The sequence below is a fragment of the Labrys sp. LIt4 genome (genome assembly GCF_017813775.1).
Lineage (GTDB): Bacteria > Pseudomonadota > Alphaproteobacteria > Rhizobiales > Labraceae > Labrys > Labrys okinawensis_A.
This window is the reverse complement of record NZ_JAGIPY010000002.1, coordinates 529,500-552,671: the sequence shown is the minus strand read 5'-3', so window position 1 is coordinate 552,671 and position 23,172 is coordinate 529,500. Positions and strand designations below refer to the sequence as shown.

The window sequence follows — 23,172 nt, the reverse complement described above, 5'->3', positions numbered from 1 at the left end:
TTGCCTTGACAGGAGACTGACCCGGCATGTCCGTGCACTCGGAACCCGCCATCACAGCCGAACTCATCGCCCAGCACGGGCTGAAGCCGGATGAGTATCAGCGGATCCTGGATCTGATCGGACGCGAGCCGACCTTCACCGAGCTCGGCATCTTCTCGGCGATGTGGAACGAACATTGCTCCTACAAGTCCTCGCGCCTCCACCTGAAGAAGCTGCCGGTCACCGGCAAATGCGTGATCCAGGGCCCGGGCGAGAATGCCGGCGTCATCGACATCGGCGACGGCCTCGCCGCCGTGTTCAAGATGGAGAGCCACAACCACCCGTCCTATATCGAACCCTATCAGGGCGCGACCACGGGCGTGGGCGGCATCCTGCGCGACGTCTTCACCATGGGCGCCCGCCCGATCGCCTGCATGAACGCGCTCTCCTTCGGTGCGCCCGACCATCCCAAGACCCAGCACCTCGTCTCCGGCGTGGTCGCCGGTGTCGGCGGCTACGGCAATTCCTTCGGCGTGCCCACGGTCGGCGGCCAGGTGCGCTTCCATACCCGCTATGACGGCAACATCCTGGTCAACGCCTTTGCCCTCGGCCTCGCCGAGCAGGATAAGATCTTCTACGCCAAGGCGACCGGCGTCGGAAATCCCATCGTCTATTTGGGATCCAAGACCGGCCGCGACGGCATCCATGGCGCGACCATGGCTTCGGCCGAATTCGACGACAACTCCGAGGAAAAACGCCCAACCGTGCAGGTCGGCGATCCCTTTGCCGAAAAGCTGCTGCTGGAAGCCTGCCTGGAACTGATGGCGACCGACGCCATCATCGCCATCCAGGACATGGGCGCGGCCGGCCTCACCTGTTCCGCCGTTGAGATGGGCGCCAAGGGCGATCTCGGCATCGAGCTCCATCTCGACAAGGTGCCGGTGCGCGAGAGCGGCATGACCGCCTATGAGATGATGCTGTCGGAAAGCCAGGAGCGCATGCTCATGGTGCTCAAGCCCGGCAAGGAGGCCGAGGCCGAGGCGATCTTCCGCAAATGGGGCCTCGACTTCGCCGTGGTCGGCAAGACCACGGACGATCTTCGCTTCCGCATCTTCCACAATGGCGACCTGAAGGCGGATCTGCCGATCAAGGAACTCGGCGACGAAGCGCCTCTCTATGACCGCCCCCATGTCCCCTCGCCCAAGCTGCCCGTGCTCGAGGCCGTCTCGCTCAAGACGAACCTGTCGACGGGCGAGGTGCTGCTCAACCTGATCGGCTCGCCGGAGCTGGCTTCCAAGCGCTGGGTCTATGAGCAATATGACACGCTGATCCTCGGCAATTCGATCCAGACGCCCGGCGGCGACGCTGCAGTCGTGCGCGTGCTCGACGGCCCCAAGGGACTGGCGATGACCTCGGACGTGACGCCGCGCTATTGCGAGGCCGATCCGGTCGAGGGCGGCAAGCAGGCCGTTGCCGAGGCCTGGCGCAACATATCCGCCGTGGGCGGCCTGCCGCTCGCCGTGACCGATAATCTCAATTTCGGCAATCCCGAGCGTCCCGACATCATGGGCCAGTTCGTCGGCTGCCTCGACGGTATCGGACAGGCCTGCCGTGCCCTCGATTTCCCCATCGTCTCGGGCAATGTCTCGCTCTACAACGAAACCAATGGCCGTGGCATCCTGCCGACCCCGACAATCGGCGGGGTCGGCCTTGTCGACGACGTCGCGATGACGGCCTCGATCGCCTTCAAGGCCGAGGGCGAGACCGTCATGCTGGTCGGCGGACCCGGCACCTGGCTCGGCCAGTCCATCTGGCTTGCCGAGATCCTCAAGCGCGAGGAAGGTGCCCCGCCGCCGGTCGACCTGGCCGTCGAAAAGCGCCATGGCGACTTCATCCGCAGCCAGATCCGTGCCGGAAACCTCAAGACTTGCCATGACATCTCGGATGGCGGCCTTGCCGTGGCCGTCGCCGAAATGGCGTTGGGGCGCGGCATCGGCGCCGACCTGTCGAAGGCGCCGCAGGGCAGCGAGCCGCATGCCTTCTGGTATGGCGAGGACCAGGCCCGCTACGTCGTCGCCGTTGCCGCCGACAAGGCCGAGGCCTTCGCCAAGGCCGCAGCTGAGGCCGGCGTGCCCGTCACCACGCTGGGCACAACCGGCGGCGATGCCTTGATCCTGCCCGAAGGCCGGCCCATCCTGGTTTCGGCGCTGAGCGAGCGCCACGAATCGTTCCTGCCGACCTTGATGGGCTCGGCGCGCCAAGCTGCCTGACAAGCCGCCTGAAGAGGACTCAATTCCAATGCCGATGCCGGCCGCCGACATTGAAGCGATGATCAAGGAAAGCTTTCCTGACGCGAAGATCGAAATTCGCGATCTCGCCGGGGATGGCGATCACTACGCCGCGACGGTGATCTCCGAAGCGTTCCGGGGCAAATCCCGCGTCCAGCAGCACCAGATGGTCTATGCAGCGCTCAAGGGTAAGATGGGCGGCGTGCTGCACGCACTTGCGCTTTCCACGAGTGCTCCCTGATCGATAAATTATGTTAGGCTGAGCCCTGACATTAGACGCGGGCATGCTTACATGTTCGACATTATCTGTTTCAGATCGAGAATTACCTCAATCGGGATTGAGTCATGAGCGACATCGCCACCTTCATCGAAAACGAAATCAAGTCCAATGACGTCGTGCTCTTCATGAAGGGCAACAAGGCGTTCCCGATGTGCGGGTTCTCCGGACAGGTCGTGCAGATCCTCGACTATCTCGGGGTCGACTACAAGGACCACGACGTGCTGCAGAATCCGGATCTGCGTAGCGGCATCAAGGATTTTTCAAACTGGCCGACGGTGCCGCAGCTCTACGTCAAGGGCGAGTTCGTCGGCGGCTGCGACATCGCCCGTGAAATGTTCCAATCGGGCGAGCTGGTAACCTTCCTGCAGGAAAAGAACATTCCGGTAAAGGCTCCGGCCAAGGCCTGACCGTCTTTGCCGGCCCGCGCATGTGACGCAGAAACAAAGCCAGGCCCGCAGCCTGGCTTTTTCGTTGGGCGGGACAAAAGCCGGAGAGGCCCATGAGCAAATTGCTGATCGTCGGCACGGTGCGCCTGCCGGCTGCCAACTTGTCCCTGGCGCGCCCGGCCATGAAACGCATGGTGGAGAGCAGCCGCGCCGAAGAGGGCTGCGAGGAATATTCCTATGCCGAGGATGTCTTCGATGCGGGTCTCATCCACGTGAAGGAGATCTGGCGCGACCACGCGGCCCTGGACCGTCATTTCGCCTCCCAGCACATCGCCGAGTGGCGGGCGAGTTGGCCTGCTCTTGGCATCGGCGAGCGAAATCTGCACTGCTACGAGATCGGGACGCCCCGCCCGACGTAAGGGCTGTGGGGGCTGATCTTCAGACCAGCCTGGAAACGCCATACCCCGCCGGCACGATAGGACTGGTCTGAAGCCCACCGAATCTAGAGAACGTGCGATTTCTCTGAATCGCACGTTCTCTAGCTCTTTGTCTTGATGCGTTTTCTTAATCGAAAAGTCTGTCAACTTTTCTGGAAGGCGATCTAACGCCCCTTCATGACGTTGACGATCACCACGCCGAGGATCGCCAGCGCGCCGCCCAGCATGCCGACAGGGGTCGGCACCTCGCCGAGCCAGAGGAAACCGATCAGCGTGGCCGTCGGTGGCACGCCATAGAGGAAGTTGGACGCCCGTGCCGCCGAAAGGCGCTTGAGGGCGATGGCCCAGGTGACATAGCCGATCGCGGTCGGGAAGATCACCAGATAGGCGACAGCCCAGTTCACCTCGGCAGGGGCGACCGCCAAGGCCCGGAGCGTGGCGGGTACCGCCGGAAGCAGCGGCAAGGCACCGATGAACAGGATCCAGGCGGTGATCGCCAGGGCCGGAAAGCGCCCGAGCAGCGGCTTCTGCAACACGCTGGCCACGGCGGCGCAGACGGCGGCACCGAAGATCATCAACGCATTGGGATCGAGCTTGAAACCCGTATCCGTCGCCACCGCGATGAGAGCGACGCCGGCGAAGGAGGTCGCCGTACCGACCCAGCCCCAGCGTCCGAAACGCTCGCCCAGGGCGAAGATCGCAATCAGGGCGGTGAGCACCGGCATGGTGTTGATGATGAAGCTGGCGGGGCCGGCCGGCACGGTCTGCTCGCCGGTATTGAGCAGCACGGCATAGACGGCAATGAACAATATGGCGGCAATGGCAAGGCGCAGGAAGTCCCGCGGCAGCGGCATGGGCGGGCGCACCGCCGCCAGATAGGCCAGGCCGATGGCGCCGGCCGCGACATAGCGCGCTGCGGCCAGTTCCATCGGGGTCAAAGCCGTCAGACACACACGGATCAGCGCAAAGGACGAGGCCCAGGAGAGAATGGTCACCAGGATGGCGCCGAAGGCAACCGCATCAAATCTACTCTTCTTGCTGGCTGCCTCGGCTTCACAGGCCATGCTGCTCATCATCGTCTCCCGACTCTCAGTGCCCCCCGTGACCTATCCCCCTTCGGCGTGCTTGAAAAGCACCTCAATCAATGATCTTCTGTGTCTATGGTTCACAGCTCGCCCAGTCTCCCACCGCTCGATACCCTCGAAACCTTCGCGCGCGCGGCACGTCTCGGCTCCTTCTCGGCTGCGGCCGAGGAGAGCGGCGTCACCCATGGCGCCGTCTCCCGCCAGGTGTCGCGCCTGGAGCGCTGGATGGGCGTGCGCCTGTTCGAGCGCAAGGCCCGCGGCGTCAACCTGACGCCGGAGGGCATGCGTTTCTTCGCCCGGACGGAGGAAGCCCTGGCGCTGCTCGGCAACAGCGGCGAGCGCTGGTCTCCCCGCCGGGCCAAGGCCGTGGTGCGCCTGTCGGTGACGCCTTCGGTCGCCTCGCTCTGGCTGTTTCCCCGCCTTGCCCGCCTGGAAGGCAGCGACATCCATCTCGAACTGGTGCTCGAACATCGCCTTGCGGATCTCGGCGAAGGCAGCGATCTGGCAATACGCTGCGGCAAGGGGCCCTGGGCCGGCGTCCGCGGCGTCCAGCTCTGGCAGGAGAAGGCTTTCCCGATCGCCTCCCCTGCCCTTGCCGAACGCCTGCGACGCGGCAATGACGCGCAGGCTCTGCTCGAGCTGCCGATCCTGCACGATTCCAATATCGAGGGATGGCGGCGCTGGCTGGCGCCGGAAGGCGTGGACTACGTGCCGCGCGGCCAGGATCGCCGTTTCGAGGACTATAACCTGGTCATAGATGCCTGCTGCCAGGGGCTGGGCATCGCCCTGGCGCGTCCGCCTCTGTCGGCGGCCGCCCTCGACGAGGGGCGCCTCGTGCCGGTTTCAGACCGAACGATCGATTACCACGTGGCCTTTCATCTGATCCGCTCGGACGAAGCTCTGCGAGCCCCGGCCGCGGAGCTCGCCGGGCGCCTTCTGCGCGAGGCGGGTCATGACGAGGCGGCTGTCTCCAGCTTTACTGCCCCGGGCCGGAAGGGCTAGCAAGCGGTAGGCTCAATTCTCCTGCTCGCCGAAATGCCGGCGCCAGATCGGCGCGATGACGGGCCGCTGTGCCACGGTTTCGGTGATACGGGTGAGCTTCGGGCATTCCTTGGCCCGCCATTCATTGCCGATCGCCCAATTGCTGATGGCGGCGATGGCGAGATCGATGGCCGAAAAGCCCGACAACAGGAAGCTGCCTTCGGCACTGGCTGCCTGCTCCACCAGTTGCCAGCGCTCACGGATGCGCTGGCGCACGCGTGAACGCATGGCTGTCTCATGCGTCTCGGGCGGAGCGAAACGCAGGGGATAATCGTAGAGTTCGATGAGGGGATAGATTTCAGCCGCCACATGGATCAGCCAGCGCAGGGCATGGCGACGGTCGGGGGCATCATGCGCCGGCATCAGGCGCGCTTCGGGGTGTTCCTCGCTCAATGCCAGTAGAATGGCGGCCGACTGTACGATCGTGGTTCCGTCGTTGAAGCGTAGTGCCGGAATCTTACCCAACGGATTGATTGCCAGATACTGAGCGTTGTGCTGCTCGTCCTTGGTCAGATCGATATCGATCAGATGAACATCCTGCCCCGCCTCGGCCAAGGCGGCCTCGACCATGAAAGAGCCGGAATCCGGTTCGCCCCAAAGCGTGTAAACCATACAGACCTCTTAGCATCGACCGGCTGCGGCCGGCCACCTCCCGACATTATGCGGCGATCGGGGAAGACCGCCCCAATCTCTTACTTGTTGGTTCTGTGCAACCCCTGCCGCTGTTCTTGCTTGTTTCACCGGCTCGTCGGTTCAGACCATAAGCGACTGAGCCGGCGTGTCGCATGATCTTTTTGCAATACGGCCATCCCGTTTTGCGGACCTTCCAGAGTGCACAACCCGACCGGCAATAAAAAAGGCCGCCAAAATGGCGGCCTTTGTCGTGTATCAGGTCGTATCCGCTTAGCGCGAATAGAATTCGACGACCAGGTTCGGCTCCATCTGGACCGGATAGGGCACGTCCTGCAGCGTGGGAACGCGGACATACTTGGCGGTCAGCTTGGAATGATCGACTTCGATGTAGTCGGGAACGTCACGCTCGCCGGAAGCAACGGCCTCAAGCACCAGCACGAGCTGCTTGGAGGCTTCCTTGACCTCGACGACATCACCCGGCTTCACCTTGTAGGAGGGGATGTTGACGCGGCGGCCATTGACCTTGACGTGGCCGTGGCTGACGAACTGGCGGGCAGCGAACACGGTCGGCACGAACTTGGAGCGATACACCACCGCATCCAGGCGCTGCTCGAGCAGGCCGATGAGGTTGGCGGAGCTGTCGCCCTTCAGGCGGCGGGCTTCTTCATAGATCTTGCGGAACTGCTTTTCCGAAATCGAGCCGTAATAGCCCTTCAGCTTCTGCTTGGCGCGGAGCTGGGTGCCGAAGTCGGACATCTTGCCCTTGCGGCGCTGGCCGTGCTGGCCCGGGCCGTACTCGCGGCGGTTGACGGGGCTCTTGGGGCGACCCCAGATATTCTCGCCAAGGCGGCGATCGATCTTGTACTTAGCGTTATGGCGCTTCGACATTCGCGTCCTCTATGGTTTGCGAAGTTATGAGGAACGCGCCCTCCTCTCCCGGAACCCGGGCGACAGACAGCCGGAGACCGGCCGTCACGGGAGCGTAAAACATCACGCGGGACCCGAAGGCCCCGCGTGTGACGTTCGCTTAGTCGAAAGATCGCTGCATGTCAATTCCAGGACGGCACCCGATCCCCTGTATCCCGGGCAACTCGACAGCTACATGGCGGGTGAGTAGCTTGGGCCAACTCGGCCCTTGTGAGTCTTCTTTGATGAAAACCCTTTCTCTCTCCGCCGCATTTCTGGCGGCGTCGTTGAGCTTTGCCAGCGCGGCACCGCTCGAAACCTATACGGCCCGCCTCTCCAGCGCGGATCATTTCAACACGAACGGCGAAAGATTGACCTCCGTCGCCGCAATCATCCGGCAGGATCGCGCCAACTTCTACCTGGGCTACCATCGCGACCGGGAAGATGAATCCGACCGCTTCTTCTCTAGCAAGGAAAACCGCGCCCGGCTGGAAAGCATGCTCAATCGCGGCCGCATCAGCGCCTCCGCGGCCAACGCCGTCATCGACGGATCGCCGCTGATCAATGTCGAGATCTACGAGGATTTCATCGTCGTGACGGTCGAATAGAGCAAAGCGCGGAAGAGCGCGGGGGACCCCGCCCGGTTCGGCCAGCTCTTCCTCAATCAGTTCCGCTGGCACGGCGGCTCCGTCGTGCCCGCCGACTCGGTTCGCCAGTCCATGGCGGCAGGCTATCGCGGGCAGTTCCTCGCCTATATTCCGACAAAACGCCTCGTCATGGTGCAGACCGTCGATCCGGCGGAAAATTCCGGCCCGCCTCCATCGGAGGGATTTCATGGTGCTGTTGCAGCCGATCGCCACGGCCGCTCCCTGAGTGATGCCTGTCGCCGTGCTTCCAACCAATCGAGACATCTCCCTCGGCTGGCCCGCGGCATTGCTGCTCCACGTCATCGCTCTCGCCCTGCTGTTCCTGCTTCCCCGCCCCGCACCGCTGGACCGGCCTCCCGAAAACAGCATCGAAGTCGAATTCGTCGGGGACATTCCCAAACCACCCCCGCCGGCACCGCCCCCTCCTGCGCTACCGGCGAAGCCACCCTCGGCCGATGGCATTCCGCAGGGAGGAGTGGCGGTTCCCAGGCCGAGCGAAGCCCTGCCACCGTCGTCGCCACCGGCGATGATCCAGGCCCGGAAGATCCTGTCCGATCTCGCCCTCGCGGATCCACGCAGCCGGCAGGCCAGGAAGATGCTGCCTCTCCTCGGCCGCGATGAACGCATGGAGCAATTGTGCAACATCGAGGCCATGGCCCAGTTGCGGGCCTGGAACCACGATCTCGAGCCCGACCTCACGATCGCCTATGCACGCGCGGAAACCAGGATGGGCGATGCGAGCGTAACAGCCGACGGCGCGGCATTCCGGAGCCGGAGGCAGTGGTTCGTCCTGAGATATCGCTGCAACCTCACCCTCGACCTCGCCAGGGTTTCAGCATTCGAGTTCCAGGCCGGCGCGGCCATACCCAGGAACGCATGGAGCCGTTTCAACCTGCCCGTCAGCGACGAGCCGCAGGATTGAGCCTACCACGACGGTGGGATGCTCATCGTCTTCCTGGTCGAAAAGCCTGCCAACTTTTCCGGAGAACGCTTCAATGCCAGCGCGGCGGCATGGCTTCGACGGCAATGGCCGGAAGGCCGCGGGCGGCAAGCGCCGCCCTGAGTTCGCAGGTCAGTCCGGCGCCGCCGGTGAACAGGGCCAGACCGCCCTCCACCACCGTGCGCGGCGGGATCGAGCCGGCAAGCTCGGCAGCGCGGCGAGCGATGGCCGGGGCAGGATCGAGCCAGGTGACCGGCCAGGGGGCGACCCGCTTCATTGTTTCGAGCACCAGCGGGTAATGCGTGCAGGCCAGCACCACCACATCGGTGCGTTTGCCGTCGCGATCGACGAAACAAGGCGCGATCTCGCGGGCAATCGCTTCATCCTCGACGGGCTGGCCGCGTAATACGGCTTCCGCCAGGCTGGCCAGCCCCATCGCGCCGACCAGTTCCACCTCGATCGTGGCGGCGAAGGAACGGATCAGCTCGCGCGTATAGTCGCGCTTGACGGTACCCGGCGTCGCCAGGATCGCCACCCTCCCCGTCTTCGTCAGCGCGGCAGCCGGCTTGATTGCGGGCACGGTGCCAACGAAGGGTACCGAGAAGCGTTGGCGCAGCACGGGGAGGACAACGGTTGATATCGTGTTGCAGGCGATGACCACCAAAGACGGCTGATAACGCGGGATCAACCGCTCCATCACCTCGACGACGCGTTCGACCACGACGTCTTCGGCAAGGCGGCCATAGGGAAAGACGGCATCGTCGGCGGCATAGACAAAGCGCGCACCGGAAAGCGCCTTCTGCAATTCGGAAAATACGGTGAGGCCACCAAGGCCGGAATCAAAGACAAGGACAGTTGGAGCGCGGTCAGACATGACCGCAGCTCCATAAACCGTGCCAGCCAGAAGGTCGACCCTGAAGGGCAAACTAGTTTGCCCGGGAAGGCTAGCCTTCATGGGACGCTCTTCGGAATGATCGACACCATCAGGAATCAATCGCTGCATATTGGTTGCCCGTACGCACTACCCAACCGGGCGCACGCCTATTCAAACCCAGATGAGTGAATGAAGCGTTGCGATCGTGATCTTTTTTTGATCCCAAAGCGGCACGCCCGACAATTCCTCACAAGGCGTCGGCCGGCGGCAATTCCTCGCCCCAGCTCGCAAAGGGAAAGCGCGCCAGATTCGAATTGCCGTACCGCCGGTCGCCCGTCACCTCCTCGCCGACCCATTCGGGCAGTGGAACGGCCTGGTCCTCGTGCTCCAGCTCGACCTCGGCCAGCACCAGTCCATAATTGGGACCTGTGAAGACGTCGACGGACCAGCGCACTCCAGCATGGTCGACATCGTGGCGGGTTTTGGTGACGAGAGGCTCGATCGAAAAGCGCCGGATGATCTCGGCGGCATCGACCTGCGGGATCTCGTACTCGAACTCATCGCGGCTGCGCGTGCCCGGTTCGCTCTTGAGCGTGATGAAGCCCTTGTCGCCATAGATGCGGATGCGCGCCCGCAGCAGGGACGTGCGGCAGAAATAACCCTGGCGGATCGTGGCGGATCCTCGAACCTGCCGGCGCCAATCATCGTTGCGGACAAGGAATTTGCGCTCGATCTCGACGGCCATGAAACACCCAATCCGAAGGAAGTGGGCACAGCCTAGCAAGAGCCTGTGACAGGGATTTCGCGTTCGCGCCGGTTCAATCGCGCTTGATTCGCGTGCCCTGCCGCCCGCCGACGAGCGAGGCCACCGCACCACGCAGGGTCTGGACGTCCTGCTCGGTCATCGCGAGCCGATGCCAGATGTTGCGGAAATTGCGCACCATCACCTCGCGCTTTTCGGGCGGATAGAAGAAGGAGACAGCGTCGAGTTCCCGCTCCAGATAATCGAAGAAGGCCAGCATGTGTTCGCGCGTCGCCGGCGGGGAGCTGCGGGTGGGCGCGATCGGCGCCTTGCCGCCCGAGACCAGCTTCCACCATTCATAGCCGACAAGCAGCACCGCCTGGGCGAGATTGATCGAGGTGAAGGCCGGGCTGACCGGAAAGGAAATGATGGCATCGGCCAGGGCCACGTCGTCGTTGGAGAGCCCCATGCGCTCGGGCCCGAACAGAATGCCGCTGCGCGCGCCCTCGCCCGCCAGGACCTGCATCTTCACGGCGCCTTCATCGGCGGCGAAGACGTCCTTCATCTGCCCGCGCTCGCGCGCGGTGGTGGCGAAGACGTAATTGAGGTCGGCAATGGCCTCTTCGGTCGTCTCGAACAGTCTGGCATTGTCCAGCACGGCGGACGCACCGGAGGAAGCCTGGCGGGCACCTTTCTTCGGCCAGCCATCGCGGGGGGAGACCAGGCGCATCTCGCTGAGGCCGAAATTCATCATGGCGCGGGCGCACATGCCGATATTCTCGGCAAGCTGGGGGCGGACCAGGATCACGGCGGGAGGCGTCACGGCAGTGCTCGCATTCGACTGAGACATCACGAAAAAGGCTCGAAAGCAGGAGAAGTTCGGGCTGAATAGACCATTCGGCGGATAATGAAAGCTCCTTTGCAACGCGCCGAACCAGGACTGTCCTTGTTCCCGCGGATACACGCCGCCAATCGGCAGCCGAGCCAATGTGCCCGAACGCACCGCCGGGTCGGATCCGCTTCGCTAGGGTCCTCCCATCAAAAGGGCCATGAAGCCCGGCTTAAAGGACCACGATCATGCGCAAGATTTTTCTTACCCTCGCTTTCGCTGCCACGGCCTTCACCGCCGCGACTGCCGCGTCCTTCGCCGACGATTGCGACAATGGCTATGCGAGCGGTTATAATTATCCCACCTATTCCAATTCCTACCGCGTGACCCAAACCTATAGCAGCACCACCTATTACGATTGCCGGACAGTGAGCTACCGCGTCTGGGACGACTATGCGCAGAGCTACATCTATCGCACCCGCGAAGTGTGCAACTGACTGCGATAGACCGGCTCCATCAATCTTGGACAATCTGCCGACACTCCCGCGAGCTCCGCTCCGGGAGTGTCTTGTCGTGCCGATCCCGAGCCTCCCGCCATCCATGACGCAGCGCAAGCCCGCAGGCACAAATCAGTTGCCGAAGTCCGAAGCAGGTGGCAGTTTCGAGGCGTGAGTTCTTCGGTGCGCCCCACCCGCGGACCCCGCCGGAAAACTCTGCCAAGGTCATCGAGCGCCAAGTCATCGAGGTCATCCCGTTGCCGGAAAGACACGCCCCCTGACCACGCCGCCCTGCAAATTTACCGAGCACTCGTGCCGATCCACGCACCGGCGCGAGCGCTTTTCGTCGCCCTGATTCCGACTTGCCAAGGAAGCCAGCGTATGAACGCCAAATCCCCCACCATCATCTACACGCTGACCGATGAAGCCCCGGCATTGGCAACCGCCGCCTTCCTGCCCATCGTCCGCACATTTGCCGCCCCCGCCGGAATCGACGTCGTCACCAGCGACATTTCGGTCGCCGGCCGCATCCTTGGCGAATTTCCCGATTTTCTGACTGATGAACAGCGCGTTCCCGACAATCTGGCTGAGCTCGGCCGGCTGACGCTGCTGCCCGACACCAACATCATCAAGCTGCCCAATATCAGCGCCTCGGTGGCACAATTGACGGCGGCCATCCGGGAGCTGCAAGGCAAGGGCTACAGGATTCCCGATTATCCCGAGAACCCCAAATCGGACGAGGAAAAGGCGATCCGCGCCCGCTACGCCAAATGTATCGGCAGCGCCGTGAACCCGGTGCTGCGCGAGGGCAATTCGGATCGCCGCGCGCCGCTGGCTGTGAAGAACTACGCGCGCAAGAACCCGCACAGCATGGCCGAATGGAGCCAGGCCTCGCGCACGCATGTCTCGCACATGCATGACGGCGACTTCTACCATGGCGAGAAATCGATGACGCTCGACAGGGTCCGCGACGTGAAGATGGAGCTGGTCACCAACAGCGGCAAGACCATCGTCCTGAAACCCAAAGTCTCGCTGCTGGATGGCGAGATCATCGATTCGATGTATATGAGCAAGAAGGCGCTTCTGGAGTTCTACGAAAAGCAGATCGAAGACGCGCACAAGACCGGGGTGATGTTTTCGCTTCATGTGAAGGCGACGATGATGAAGGTGTCGCACCCCATCGTCTTCGGCCATTGCGTGAAGATCTTCTACCGCGATGCCTTCGCCAAGCATGGCAAGCTGTTCGACGAACTCGGCGTCAACGTCAACAACGGCATGGTCGACCTCTACAACAAGATCGCAACCCTGCCGCAAAGCATGCAAGACGAGATCAAGCGCGATCTGCATGCCTGCCACGAGCACCGGCCCGAACTGGCGATGGTCGACTCGGCCAAGGGCATCACCAATTTCCACTCGCCCAACGACATCATCGTGGACGCCTCCATGCCGGCCATGATCCGTAATGGCGGCAAGATGTGGGGTGCCGACGGCCGCCTGAAGGACGTCAAGGCGGTGATGCCGGAGAGTACCTTCGCCCGCATCTACCAGGAGATGATCAATTTCTGTAAATGGCACGGAGCCTTCGATCCCCGCACCATGGGCACCGTACCGAATGTCGGCCTGATGGCGCAGCAGGCCGAGGAATATGGCTCGCACGACAAGACCTTCGAGGTCCCGGAGGACGGCGTGGCCAACATCACCGACCTAGCGACCGGCGAGGTGCTGCTGAGCCAGACCGTCGAGCAGGGCGACATCTGGCGCATGTGTCAGGTCAAGGACGCGGCGATCCGCGACTGGGTCAAGCTCGCGGTGACGCGCGCCCGCAATTCCGGCATGCCCGCTCTGTTCTGGCTGGACCCCTATCGCCCGCACGAGGCGCAGCTGATCGCCAAGGTGAAGGCCTATCTCGCCGAGCACGACACCGCCGGTCTCGACATCCAGATCATGAGCCAGGTGCGTGCCATGCGCTACACGCTCGAGCGCGTGATCCGCGGCCTGGATACGATTTCCGTCACCGGCAACATTCTGCGCGACTATCTCACCGATCTGTTCCCGATCATGGAGCTCGGCACCTCCGCCAAGATGCTGTCCATCGTGCCCTTGATGGCCGGCGGCGGCATGTATGAAACCGGCGCCGGCGGCTCGGCGCCCAAGCATGTGCAGCAATTGGTGGAGGAAAACCATCTGCGCTGGGATTCTCTGGGCGAATTCCTGGCGCTGGCCGTCTCGCTGGAGGATCTCGGCATCAAGACGGGCAACGCCAAGGCCAAGCTGCTCGCCAAGACGCTGGACGCCGCAACCGGCAAGCTCCTGGACAACAAGAAATCCCCCTCGCCCCGCACCGGCGAATTGGACAATCGCGGCAGCCAGTTCTATCTGGCGCTGTATTGGGCGCAGGAACTCGCCGCCCAGACCGAAGACCCGGCCCTGCAGGCGCAATTCAAGCCGCTGGCCGAAACACTGGCGCACGACGAGGCCAAGATCCTCGCCGAACTCGCGGCCGTGCAGGGCAAGCCGGCCGATATCGGCGGCTACTATCTGCCCGATCGGCAGAAATGCGAAGCCGTGATGCGTCCGAGCGCCACGCTCAACGCGGCGCTGGCGCAGGCGCAGGCGGGAGCGGCATAGGGCCGGGTTTTGCCTGACAAGACAGTCGGGTTTGAGTGACGCAGTGCAGGATGTGCGGAGTGTCAGCCTCCGGCTGACATTCTACCGGACCGCAAGGGCTTGGCTTCCAAGATGTCAGCCGGAGGCTGACACTCCCAACCCTCGGCGGGGCTTTGCCCTGGTCAAATCCGGTTGCACGGCTATGCTCCCGCCACCGTTTCCAGCAGGACAGCCCCATGAGCGATGAACTCGTCTTCTACACCAATCCGATGTCGCGCGGCCGTATTGCCCGCTGGATGCTCGAGGAGGTCGGCCAGCCCTATCGCACCGAGATCCTCGACTTCGGCACCAGCATGAAATCGCCCGACTACCTCGCCCTCAATCCGATGGGCAAGGTGCCGGCCATTGCCCATCGCGGCGTGGTCGTCACCGAAGGCGGCGCCGTCTGCGCCTATCTGGCCGATGCCTTTCCGCAGGCCGGACTGGCGCCGCCGGCCGGGTCTCCGCAGCGAGGCCTCTATTATCGCTGGATGTTCTTCGCGGCCGGCCCGGTCGAGGCCGCGCTGACCAACAAGGCCCTCAATATCGAGATCCCCGACGAGCGCAAGCGCATGGTCGGCTATGGCTGCTATGCCGACGTGATCGACGCGCTCGACTATGCCGTCTCCCAGAACGAGTTCATCGCGGGAGACCGCTTCTCGGCCGCCGACGTCTATTTCGGCTCGCAGGTCGGCTGGGGCCTGATGTTCAAGACAATCGAGCCGCGTCCGGCTCTCGCCGCCTATTGGGAGCGAATCGCCGGCCGTCCCGCCGCCATCCGGGCCCGTGAGATCGACGACAAGCTGGTTGCCGAGGCCAAGCAGGCGCAAGCTCCGCAGTAATTGCTTGGTTTCACCCGGCAAAAACAACAGGCGCCATCGTCCGCCGAACTTCCCCCGACCGGATCGCGGTGCTATAGCCGCGCCGATATTTCCCAATAAATGAGGCTTGTACGATGGCAAAGATCAAGGTGGCCAATCCGGTCGTCGATATGGACGGCGACGAGATGACCCGGATCATCTGGCAGCAGATCAAGGACAAGCTGATCTTCCCCTATCTCGATCTCCAGCTCGATTATTACGACCTCAGCATCGAGAACCGGGACAAGACCCGCGACAAGGTCACCGTCGAGGCGGCCGAGGCCACCAAGCGCCACGGCGTGGCCGTGAAATGCGCCACCATCACGCCGGATGAAGCCCGCGTGAAGGAATTCAATCTCCAGGAGATGTGGAAGTCGCCCAACGGCACCATCCGCAACATCCTCGGCGGCGTGATCTTCCGCGAGCCCATCATCTGCCGCAACGTGCCGCGCCTGGTGCCGGGCTGGACCCAGCCGATCGTCGTCGGCCGCCATGCCTTCGGCGACCAGTATCGCGCCACCGACTTCCGTTTCCCCGGCAAGGGCACGCTGACCATCAAGTTCGTCGGCGAGGACGGCTCGGTGATCGAGAAGGAAGTGTTCAAGTCGCCGGGCGACGGCGTGGCGCTCGCCATGTACAACCTCGACGAATCGATCCGCGAATTTGCGCGCGCCTCGTTCAACTACGGCCTGCAGCGCAATTTCCCGGTCTACATGTCGACGAAGAATACCATCCTCAAGGCCTACGACGGCCGCTTCAAGGATATCTTCGCCGAAGTCTTCGCCAGTGAATTCAAGACCGAGTTCGACAAGCGCAAGCTGACCTATGAACACCGCCTGATCGACGACATGGTCGCCTCGGCGCTGAAATGGTCGGGCGGCTATGTCTGGGCCTGCAAGAACTATGATGGCGACGTGCAGTCCGATATCGTCGCCCAGGGCTTCGGCTCGCTCGGCCTGATGACCTCCGTGCTGCTCAGCCCCGACGGCAAGACGGTCGAGGCCGAGGCCGCCCACGGCACCGTGACGCGCCATTACCGCGAACACCAAAAGGGCAAGGAGACCTCGACCAACTCCATCGCCTCGATCTTCGCCTGGACCCGCGGCCTCGCCCATCGCGCCAAGCTCGATGACAATGCCGAGCTCGCCAAGTTCGCCGCCACCCTGGAGAAGGTTTGCGTCTCCACTGTCGAGACCGGCTTCATGACCAAGGATCTGGCCCTGCTGGTTGGCCCCGATCAGGGCTGGCTCTCGACCACCGGCTTCCTCGACAAGATCGACGAGAACCTCAAGAAGGCCATGGCCTGATTTCGGAGCGCGGGCTTCTCAGCGACATGCTTGCTTGCCGCGAGACCCGCTCTCCCCTGCCCTTCAACGCTTCCAAGAGCGGACAGGATGTCCGCGCTCCAAAGAGAGGCTTCCATGTCCGCCATCGACGCCCGCCTTGCCGAACTCGGCATCACCCTGCCCACCCCGGCTGCCCCGGTCGCCAACTATGTCGGCACGGTGCGCACCGGCAACCACCTCGTTATCTCCGGCCAGCTCTGCTTCAACAATGAGGGCAAGCTGGCCGCCACCGGCAAGCTCGGCACTGGCACGGTCACCGTCGAGGACGCCCGGATTGCCGCGCGCTATTGCGCCATCAACATCCTGGCGCAGATCAAAGCGGCCGTCGGCTCCCTCGAAAAGGTGGTGCGCGTGGTCCGCCTCGGCGGCTTCATTGCCGCTGCGCCGGAATTCACCACCCATCCGATGGTGATGAACGGTGCTTCCGACCTGATGGTCGAGGTCTTCGGCGACAAGGGACGCCATGCCCGCTCCACTGTGGGCGTGCCCTCGCTTCCCCTCGACGCCACCGTCGAGGTCGAGGCGCTGATCGAAGTCGCCTGAGGCCGCTTACGAAAGGCGCGGCAATGGAACTCGGGCCGCGCCTCTTGCATTCGACGGGAATAGGCCCAAATTCCCCGGACAGGTATCCGTTGAGGGAATGCAAGCTTGAGCGACCAGGGCTTTACGATCAAGGCAGCTTCCTCGATCGAGGCCATCGGCCGCCAGGCCTGGGACCGCTGCGCCAATCCTCTCGCCGCCACGCCCCAGAACTGCCTTTCCGGGCACCGCCCGAGCGCCGGGGACGAAGCGGCCGCTCCCGATCCCTCCGCCGAGCACTTCAACCCCTTCATTTCCTACGATTTCCTGCACGCTCTCGAAGCGAGTGGGTGCGTCGGGGGACGCTCGGGCTGGACGCCCCTCCATCTGTTCGTCAGCCATGACGACGGCCGGGTCGCCGGCGTCATGCCCGCCTATGGCAAGAGCCACAGCCAGGGCGAATATGTCTTCGACTGGGGCTGGGCCGATGCCTATGAGCGCGCCGGCGGGCAATATTATCCCAAGCTCCAGGTCAGCATCCCCTTCACGCCGGCAACGGGCCGGCGCTTCCTGGTCGCTCCGGGCGAGGATCCCGCCCTCGTCTCATCGGCCCTGGTGAGAGGCGCCAAGGCGGCCCTCTCTTCCATCGGCGGCTCCTCCATCCACGCCACCTTCATCGGCCGTGACGACTGGCAATGGCTCGGCGCCCAGGGCTTCCTGCAGCGTACAGACCAGCAATTTCACTGGCTCAACGAGGGTTATGACGATTTCGAGGCCTTTTTGGCCTCCCTCGCCTCCCGCAAGCGCAAGACCATCAAGCGCGAGCGCCGCGATGCATTGGCCAACGGCATCACCATCGAGAGGTTGACCGGCACGGCCATCACGAAGGAGGCCTGGGACGCCTTCTACGCCTTCTACATGGATACCGGCTCGCGCAAATGGGGCCGCCCCTATCTCAATCGTAAATTCTATGCCCTCATCGGCGAGACCATGGCCGAGCACATCCTGCTGGTAATGGCCAGGCGCGAGGGGCGCTATATCGCCGGGGCCATCAATTTCATCGGCTCCGACACGCTCTACGGCCGCAATTGGGGCTGCATCGAGGACCATCCCTTCCTGCATTTCGAAGTGTGCTATCATCAGGCCATCGAATTCGCCATCGAACGCCGCCTCCGCCGGGTGGAGGCTGGCGCACAGGGCGAACACAAGCTGGCGCGCGGCTATCGGCCCGTGACAACCTATTCCGCCCATTATATTGCCGATCCCGGATTTCGACGGGCGGTTGACGACTATCTCGCGCATGAGCGCGCCGAGGTTGCCGCCCACCACGAAGCTCTCGACGAGGCAACGCCCTTCAGGAAAGGATAGCGGCATGACCGCTTATGATCCCGACAACATCTTCGCCAAGCTGCTGCGGGGGGAAATTCCCAACCACACGCTCTATGAGGATGACCGAACCCTCGCTTTCCTCGACATCATGCCGATCGTTGACGGCCATAGCCTGGTGATCCCCAAGAAGCCCGCCCGCAACATCTTCGACGTGGAACCGGATGAACTGGCCTACCTCGCCCAGATCGCCCAGAAGGTCTCCCTGGCCGCCTGCAAGGCATTCGGCGCGGATGGCCATACGCTGCGGCTGCATTCTGAGGTTTCGGGCGGCCAGGAGGTGCCGCATGTCCATTTCCACCTCCTGCCGATGAAGACGGGTGTTCCTGTCCGCCCGCGCGCCATGGCCGACCACGCCGTCCTCGCCCAGCACGCCGCCAAGATCCGCGCTTTGCTATAGGCCCGGAGCGCGGACGTCCCGACGACGTTCAAGACAGTATCGGGCGATCCGCTCTTCCCTTCCTGCAAGTACAACCTTTCGTCCGCACTCCCCGGAAATCCCGGCTCCGACCACCCGGCGAAACTTGCCTCGGCAAAATTTCTTGGCTGCCGATTCGCCTTGGCAAGTTTTTCTTCACCATCACGCGCAATAGTGATTCTCACCGAGGTCGCGTTGAGTTGGAGTTCGTCATGTTGGTCGCAAGTGCTGTCGATATCACTGTCGGCTGGCTTTGGCACACTGCCTACCGGGCCCGCCACCACTGGAAGCTGAAGCGCGAGGGCACCCTCGTCGCCGCCGGTTTCGTGGCTTTCGTCGGCGCCATCGACACGGCCCGCTCGATCCACGCGGCACCGGCCGCACCGGCAGAGGCCGTCGCGGTGACAGCCCCGCCCCCGGTGACGACGCCTGTCATCGCCAATCTTGCGCCGGCGCCCGCCGCACCGGCCCCTGCGCCCGCCCCCGATGCCAATTCGATGCAGGCGGCGGCCAACGCCCCCCTTGCCCCGCAATTCCCGATCATCCAGGATCAGACTGGCTCGATCGACCAGGCCGATCCGATCGAGACCATCCTGCCGATGGATCCGGAGGCCCAGCGCGACGATCCCATCGCACGCAAGATCAACGAGCGCTTCGGCGAAGCCACGGAAGCGCCCGTGGTCAAGAAGCCCAAGCCGCGCCCGGTGAAAACCGCCGAAGCCAAGCCGGCCAAGCCCCCCGTGAAGCCCGCCAAGAAGAAGCCTGAAACCGTGGCCGAGTAAGGCCGGTTCATCCCTCTGCAGAAGAAAGGCGGGCCGATGCCCGCCTTTTGCGTTTGTGTCCCTTGCGGAGCGGAGCGCAATCGCGATTGAATGCTTCCCCTCTAACGCCTTGTTCCTGCGTATCTTTGTCACTTCGGGCGCCCCGATCGGATCGCTGAGTGCTTTTTTCTTCGCCGCCACATAGATGACGTAAGGGAAGGAACGTCGTCCCGTTTGTTCGAGCTTGCGATCCTGCCGTCTCATCATCAAGGCTTGCGTCGGCCGCCCACCAAATCGACGAAAAAGCCCTGGAAATCGAGCAAAAACCGTGCCTTTGCCCGGCAAAACCATTGACATTTCCCTGCCTAACCCTATGTTCGCGCCGTCCGGGCCCACCCGATAGGGCCCTGTTTGTCCGTGCGGCGATGCGAGCCGCCCTCTGCCGTCCGATCGGGGCGGCCTCTGTTGGTTCGACATTTCCGCAATGAGCTTCGCTGAACTCGGTCTCTCTTCAAAGGTCCTCGCCGCCGTGGAAGCGGCCGGATACACCAATCCCACGCCCATCCAGGCCCAGGCCATTCCCCATGTGCTGCAGCGCCGCGATGTGCTCGGCATCGCCCAGACGGGCACCGGCAAGACGGCAGCCTTCACCCTGCCCATGCTGACGCTGCTGGAAAAGGGACGCGCCCGCGCCCGCATGCCACGCACGCTGATCCTGGAGCCGACCCGCGAATTGGCCGCGCAGGTCCAGGAGAATTTCGACCGCTATGGCAGCAAGAGCGGCCTGTCGGTCGCGCTTCTGATCGGCGGTGTCTCCTTTGGTGACCAGGACGCCAAGATCACGCGTGGCGTGGACGTGCTGATCGCCACCCCCGGGCGCCTGCTCGATCACGTCGAGCGCGGCAAGCTGCTGCTCACCGGCGTGGAGCTTCTCGTCATCGACGAGGCCGACCGCATGCTCGACATGGGCTTCATTCCCGACATCGAGCGCATCTGCAAGCTGGTGCCCTTCACCCGGCAGACACTGTTCTTCACCGCGACCATGCCGGCGGAGATCAAGCGCATTACCGACCAGTTCCTGCACAATCCGGTGCAGGTGGAGGTCAGCCGGCCCGCCACTGCCGCCACCACGATCACACAGGCGCTGGTGCACACCAAGTCGCCCCCCGCCGAAAAGCGGGTCACCCTGCGCCGCTTGATCCGTTCGGCGGAGAATCTCAAGAACGCCATCGTGTTCTGCAACCGCAAGTCGGAAGTGGCCATCCTGCACCGCTCGCTGGTGCGCCACGGCTTCGGCGCCGTCGCACTGCATGGTGACATGGACCAGCGCGCCCGCATGGCCGCACTGGAGAGCTTCCGCAATGGCGAGATGCCGATCCTGGTGGCTTCGGACGTCGCGGCACGCGGCCTCGACATTCCTGACGTCAGCCATGTCTTCAATTTCGACGTGCCGGTCCACGCCGACGACTATGTCCACCGCATCGGCCGCACGGGCCGCGCCGGCCGTTCGGGCTGGGCCTTCACCCTGGTCAGTTCCGCCGATGGCAAGCATGTCTCGGCCATCGAGACCTTGACCGGCAACAAGATCCCCTTCACCGGCGATCCGCCGCCGATCGAGGGGGATGAAGAGGAAGAGATCCACGCCAAGCCGCGGCGCGGGCGTCGCGAGCGCGGCGGCAAGACCGAGGAACCGCGCCAGCAGGGCAAGGGCCGCGAGGCCAGGCCGTCGCGCGAACGCGACGAAGCTCCCAAGGCCCCGCGCCACGAGCCGCAGCAGGCCCCCGAGCAACGCCGTCCTGCATCGTCCAGGCCGCATCGGCGCGACGAGGATGACGGCCCGGTGGTGATCGGCATGGGCGATCACGTCCCGTCCTTCCTGCTCACGCCGATCCGGCGCAAGAGCAACGGCTGAGATCATAGGCTCGACCGGGACGAATGAGGCGCATCTTCCTTCTCCCCTTGCGGGAGAAGGTGCCCCGAAGGGGCGGATGAGGGGAGAAACGCGCCCCTGCCAAGTGTCCGCCAACACCCCTCATCCGACCTCGCTGCGCTCGGCCACCTTCTCCCGCAAGGGGAGAAGGCTACTGTGCCATACTCCGATCACAATCGGATCAAACCTGCTCCAGTTCGACCAGCGTACCGGAGAAATCCTTGGGATGCAGGAACAGCACCGGCTTTCCGTGCGCGCCGGTCTTCGGCTCGCCGTCGCCAAGGACGCGCGCGCCCGCCTCTTTCAACTGGTCCCTGGCGGCAAGGATGTCGTCAACCTCGTAGCAGATGTGATGCATGCCCCCATCCGGGTTCTTCTCGAGGAACCGGGCGATCGGCGAGGCTTGGCCCAGCGGCTCCAGGAGTTCGATCTTGGTGTTCGGCAGCTCGATGAAGACGACGGTGACGCCGTGCTCCGGTAGAGCCTGGGGTTGCGAGACATGGGCGCCGAGGGTGTCACGATAGACGGCGGTGGCAGCGCCGAGGTCGCGCACGGCGATGGCGACATGGTTGAGACGGCCGATCATGCGCTTACCCGCTTCTGGCCCGGCACTGCGAGAATACCGCCCGTGAGCGCCTTGCGGACGCCGGTGCTGGAGGGAAAGGTCAAGGGCAGGTCTTTCAGGGATCGAACGGCCAGATAGGCAAAAGCTTGTGCCTCCATCATGGAAGCCGACCAGCCGAACTCGTCTGCCGTCCGCACAGGTACGCCGGTCTCGGCGCGCAGGAAGTTGAGGATTGCCGGATTGCGGGCTCCGCCGCCACAGACGATCCACAGCTTCGGCTCGGCAGGCAGCCATTGGCGCGCCGCCGCTGCGCTGCGGGCCGTGAAGGCAGCCAGGGTCGCCACCGCATCGGGCGTGGACAGACCCGCAACCGCCTCGCGCGAAAAGGCGTTGCGGTCGAGCGATTTGGGCGGCGCCTCGCCGAAATAGGAATGGGCCATCAATTGGCCGAGCACCGTTTCGTCGACCCTGCCGGCCAGGGCCTGCCGACCGTCCTGGTCCAAGGCGATGCCGGTGCGCTCCATCATCAAATCGTCGATCAGCGCATTGGCGGGGCCGGTGTCGAAGGCGATGGGATCGCGTCCCTGGGCGATATAGCTGACATTGCCGACGCCGCCGAGATTGAGCACGGCGACGGGCCCGGCGAGCTTGGCGGCCTGCACCAGGGCCTGGTGATAGACCGGCACCAGCGGAGCGCCCTGCCCGCCCTCGGCCACATCGGCGGCCCGCATGTCGTAGACGGTCTGGATACCGAGGCTGTCGGCGAGGGCCTGGCCGTCGCCGAGTTGCACGGTCAGCCGCTCCTGCGGGCGGTGCAGCACCGTCTGGCCATGAAAGCCGATGACATCGATATCGTCAGGGCTGAGGTCATGCGCCTTGAGGAAATCGGAAACGACATCGGCATGCTTGCGGGTGATCAGCCGCTCGGCCGCCACCAAAGCGCCCGGACGTTCGTTGCGACGCTTCATCGCCACCGCATCGCCCAGGGCCTGCCGCAGCAGGCTGCGCTCTTCCTCATTATAAGCGAGCTCGACTGTCGGTCCCATCTCGACGGTGCCCTCGCCGTCCGTCTCGATCAGGGCGGCATCGATACCGTCCATCGAGGTCCCGGACATCAGCCCGAGTGCCGTCATCATCGTCTTCATGCGCAAATCACCCGATTTCTCAGCACCCCTGT

Annotated in this window: 24 protein-coding genes; 16 read left to right on the top strand and 8 right to left on the bottom strand. The window is 63.7% G+C overall.

What is annotated here, in order from left to right:
• Nucleotides 1-26 precede the first annotated feature (26 nt).
• From purL to J8I29_RS05480, 4 genes are all read left to right on the top strand, one after another.
• On the top strand, nucleotides 27-2,249 hold the full coding sequence (gene purL / locus J8I29_RS05495) for a phosphoribosylformylglycinamidine synthase subunit PurL (protein WP_209430875.1): 2,223 nt from the start codon (nucleotides 27-29) through the stop codon (nucleotides 2,247-2,249).
• 28 nt (nucleotides 2,250-2,277) lie between these two features.
• On the top strand, nucleotides 2,278-2,508 hold the full coding sequence (locus J8I29_RS05490) for a BolA family transcriptional regulator (protein WP_105862715.1): 231 nt from the start codon (nucleotides 2,278-2,280) through the stop codon (nucleotides 2,506-2,508).
• 104 nt (nucleotides 2,509-2,612) lie between these two features.
• Nucleotides 2,613-2,954 (top strand): Grx4 family monothiol glutaredoxin, encoded by a 342-nt coding sequence (grxD, locus tag J8I29_RS05485; protein ID WP_105862714.1) that lies wholly within the window; start codon nucleotides 2,613-2,615, stop codon nucleotides 2,952-2,954.
• A 92-nt stretch (nucleotides 2,955-3,046) separates the two neighbouring features.
• Nucleotides 3,047-3,352 (top strand): putative quinol monooxygenase, encoded by a 306-nt coding sequence (locus J8I29_RS05480; protein WP_105862713.1) that lies wholly within the window; start codon nucleotides 3,047-3,049, stop codon nucleotides 3,350-3,352.
• A 182-nt stretch (nucleotides 3,353-3,534) separates the two neighbouring features.
• Here J8I29_RS05480 and J8I29_RS05475 read toward each other — a convergent pair whose 3' ends face one another.
• Nucleotides 3,535-4,443 carry a DMT family transporter gene (locus J8I29_RS05475; protein WP_209430874.1) on the bottom strand — a complete coding sequence of 303 codons (909 nt, stop codon included), beginning with the start codon at nucleotides 4,441-4,443 and terminating at the stop codon, nucleotides 3,535-3,537.
• An 87-nt stretch (nucleotides 4,444-4,530) separates the two neighbouring features.
• Between J8I29_RS05475 and J8I29_RS05470 the strand changes: the two genes are divergently transcribed.
• The gene (locus J8I29_RS05470) at nucleotides 4,531-5,457 is read left to right on the top strand and encodes a LysR family transcriptional regulator (protein ID WP_209430873.1); all 927 of its coding nucleotides are present in this window, start codon (nucleotides 4,531-4,533) and stop codon (nucleotides 5,455-5,457) included.
• 12 nt (nucleotides 5,458-5,469) lie between these two features.
• On the opposite strand, the gene J8I29_RS05465 is transcribed toward J8I29_RS05470, so the two are convergent.
• Nucleotides 5,470-6,108, bottom strand: a complete 639-nt coding sequence (locus J8I29_RS05465; RefSeq protein WP_105862710.1) for a glutathione S-transferase family protein — start codon at nucleotides 6,106-6,108, stop codon at nucleotides 5,470-5,472.
• A gap of 291 nt (nucleotides 6,109-6,399) precedes the next feature.
• Nucleotides 6,400-7,017, bottom strand: a complete 618-nt coding sequence (gene rpsD / locus J8I29_RS05460; protein WP_105862709.1) for a 30S ribosomal protein S4 — start codon at nucleotides 7,015-7,017, stop codon at nucleotides 6,400-6,402.
• A gap of 230 nt (nucleotides 7,018-7,247) precedes the next feature.
• Here rpsD and J8I29_RS05455 point away from each other — a divergent pair, with 230 nt between their 5' ends.
• Nucleotides 7,248-7,643 (top strand): hypothetical protein, encoded by a 396-nt coding sequence (locus tag J8I29_RS05455; RefSeq protein ID WP_209430872.1) that lies wholly within the window; start codon nucleotides 7,248-7,250, stop codon nucleotides 7,641-7,643.
• 280 nt (nucleotides 7,644-7,923) lie between these two features.
• Nucleotides 7,924-8,604: a DUF930 domain-containing protein gene (locus J8I29_RS30380; protein WP_209430871.1), complete on the top strand. Its 681-nt coding sequence runs from the start codon at nucleotides 7,924-7,926 to the stop codon at nucleotides 8,602-8,604.
• Between the two features lie 70 nt (nucleotides 8,605-8,674).
• Here J8I29_RS30380 and murI read toward each other — a convergent pair whose 3' ends face one another.
• From murI to J8I29_RS05435, 3 genes are all read right to left on the bottom strand, one after another.
• A complete protein-coding gene (murI, locus tag J8I29_RS05445; RefSeq protein WP_245196677.1) occupies nucleotides 8,675-9,496 on the bottom strand; it encodes a glutamate racemase in 822 nt (273 codons plus the stop codon).
• 247 nt (nucleotides 9,497-9,743) lie between these two features.
• Complete coding sequence (locus J8I29_RS05440; protein ID WP_209430869.1) at nucleotides 9,744-10,241, bottom strand: CYTH domain-containing protein; 498 nt, start codon at nucleotides 10,239-10,241, stop codon at nucleotides 9,744-9,746.
• Between the two features lie 73 nt (nucleotides 10,242-10,314).
• Complete coding sequence (locus J8I29_RS05435) at nucleotides 10,315-11,061, bottom strand: RNA methyltransferase (protein ID WP_245443389.1); 747 nt, start codon at nucleotides 11,059-11,061, stop codon at nucleotides 10,315-10,317.
• Between the two features lie 254 nt (nucleotides 11,062-11,315).
• On the opposite strand from J8I29_RS05435, the gene J8I29_RS05430 reads away from it, so the two are divergent.
• The 9 genes from J8I29_RS05430 (at nucleotide 11,316) to J8I29_RS05390 (ending at nucleotide 21,412) form a co-directional block, all read left to right on the top strand.
• On the top strand, nucleotides 11,316-11,564 hold the full coding sequence (locus tag J8I29_RS05430) for a hypothetical protein (RefSeq protein WP_105862703.1): 249 nt from the start codon (nucleotides 11,316-11,318) through the stop codon (nucleotides 11,562-11,564).
• A 381-nt stretch (nucleotides 11,565-11,945) separates the two neighbouring features.
• Complete coding sequence (locus J8I29_RS05425) at nucleotides 11,946-14,192, top strand: NADP-dependent isocitrate dehydrogenase (RefSeq protein WP_209430868.1); 2,247 nt, start codon at nucleotides 11,946-11,948, stop codon at nucleotides 14,190-14,192.
• A 215-nt stretch (nucleotides 14,193-14,407) separates the two neighbouring features.
• Nucleotides 14,408-15,052: a glutathione S-transferase family protein gene (locus J8I29_RS05420; protein WP_209430867.1), complete on the top strand. Its 645-nt coding sequence runs from the start codon at nucleotides 14,408-14,410 to the stop codon at nucleotides 15,050-15,052.
• A gap of 113 nt (nucleotides 15,053-15,165) precedes the next feature.
• The gene (locus J8I29_RS05415) at nucleotides 15,166-16,377 is read left to right on the top strand and encodes an NADP-dependent isocitrate dehydrogenase (RefSeq protein WP_105862700.1); all 1,212 of its coding nucleotides are present in this window, start codon (nucleotides 15,166-15,168) and stop codon (nucleotides 16,375-16,377) included.
• A gap of 114 nt (nucleotides 16,378-16,491) precedes the next feature.
• Nucleotides 16,492-16,959 carry a RidA family protein gene (locus J8I29_RS05410; RefSeq protein ID WP_209430866.1) on the top strand — a complete coding sequence of 156 codons (468 nt, stop codon included), beginning with the start codon at nucleotides 16,492-16,494 and terminating at the stop codon, nucleotides 16,957-16,959.
• A gap of 105 nt (nucleotides 16,960-17,064) precedes the next feature.
• Nucleotides 17,065-18,303 carry a GNAT family N-acetyltransferase gene (locus J8I29_RS05405; protein ID WP_105862698.1) on the top strand — a complete coding sequence of 413 codons (1,239 nt, stop codon included), beginning with the start codon at nucleotides 17,065-17,067 and terminating at the stop codon, nucleotides 18,301-18,303.
• Nucleotides 18,304-18,307: 4 nt separating this feature from the next.
• Nucleotides 18,308-18,721 carry an HIT domain-containing protein gene (locus tag J8I29_RS05400; protein ID WP_105862697.1) on the top strand — a complete coding sequence of 138 codons (414 nt, stop codon included), beginning with the start codon at nucleotides 18,308-18,310 and terminating at the stop codon, nucleotides 18,719-18,721.
• 230 nt (nucleotides 18,722-18,951) lie between these two features.
• Nucleotides 18,952-19,521, top strand: a complete 570-nt coding sequence (locus tag J8I29_RS05395; protein WP_209430865.1) for a hypothetical protein — start codon at nucleotides 18,952-18,954, stop codon at nucleotides 19,519-19,521.
• Nucleotides 19,522-19,984: 463 nt separating this feature from the next.
• Entirely contained in the window at nucleotides 19,985-21,412 is a 1,428-nt protein-coding gene (locus J8I29_RS05390; RefSeq protein ID WP_105862695.1) for a DEAD/DEAH box helicase, read from the top strand.
• Between the two features lie 199 nt (nucleotides 21,413-21,611).
• On the opposite strand, the gene mce is transcribed toward J8I29_RS05390, so the two are convergent.
• Nucleotides 21,612-22,016, bottom strand: a complete 405-nt coding sequence (mce, locus tag J8I29_RS05385) for a methylmalonyl-CoA epimerase (RefSeq protein WP_209430864.1) — start codon at nucleotides 22,014-22,016, stop codon at nucleotides 21,612-21,614.
• Nucleotides 22,013-23,140, bottom strand: coding sequence for an anhydro-N-acetylmuramic acid kinase (locus J8I29_RS05380; RefSeq protein WP_348535983.1), 1,128 nt, complete (start codon nucleotides 23,138-23,140; stop codon nucleotides 22,013-22,015). Before J8I29_RS05380 ends, mce begins: the two co-directional genes overlap by 4 nt.
• Nucleotides 23,141-23,172 lie beyond the last annotated feature (32 nt).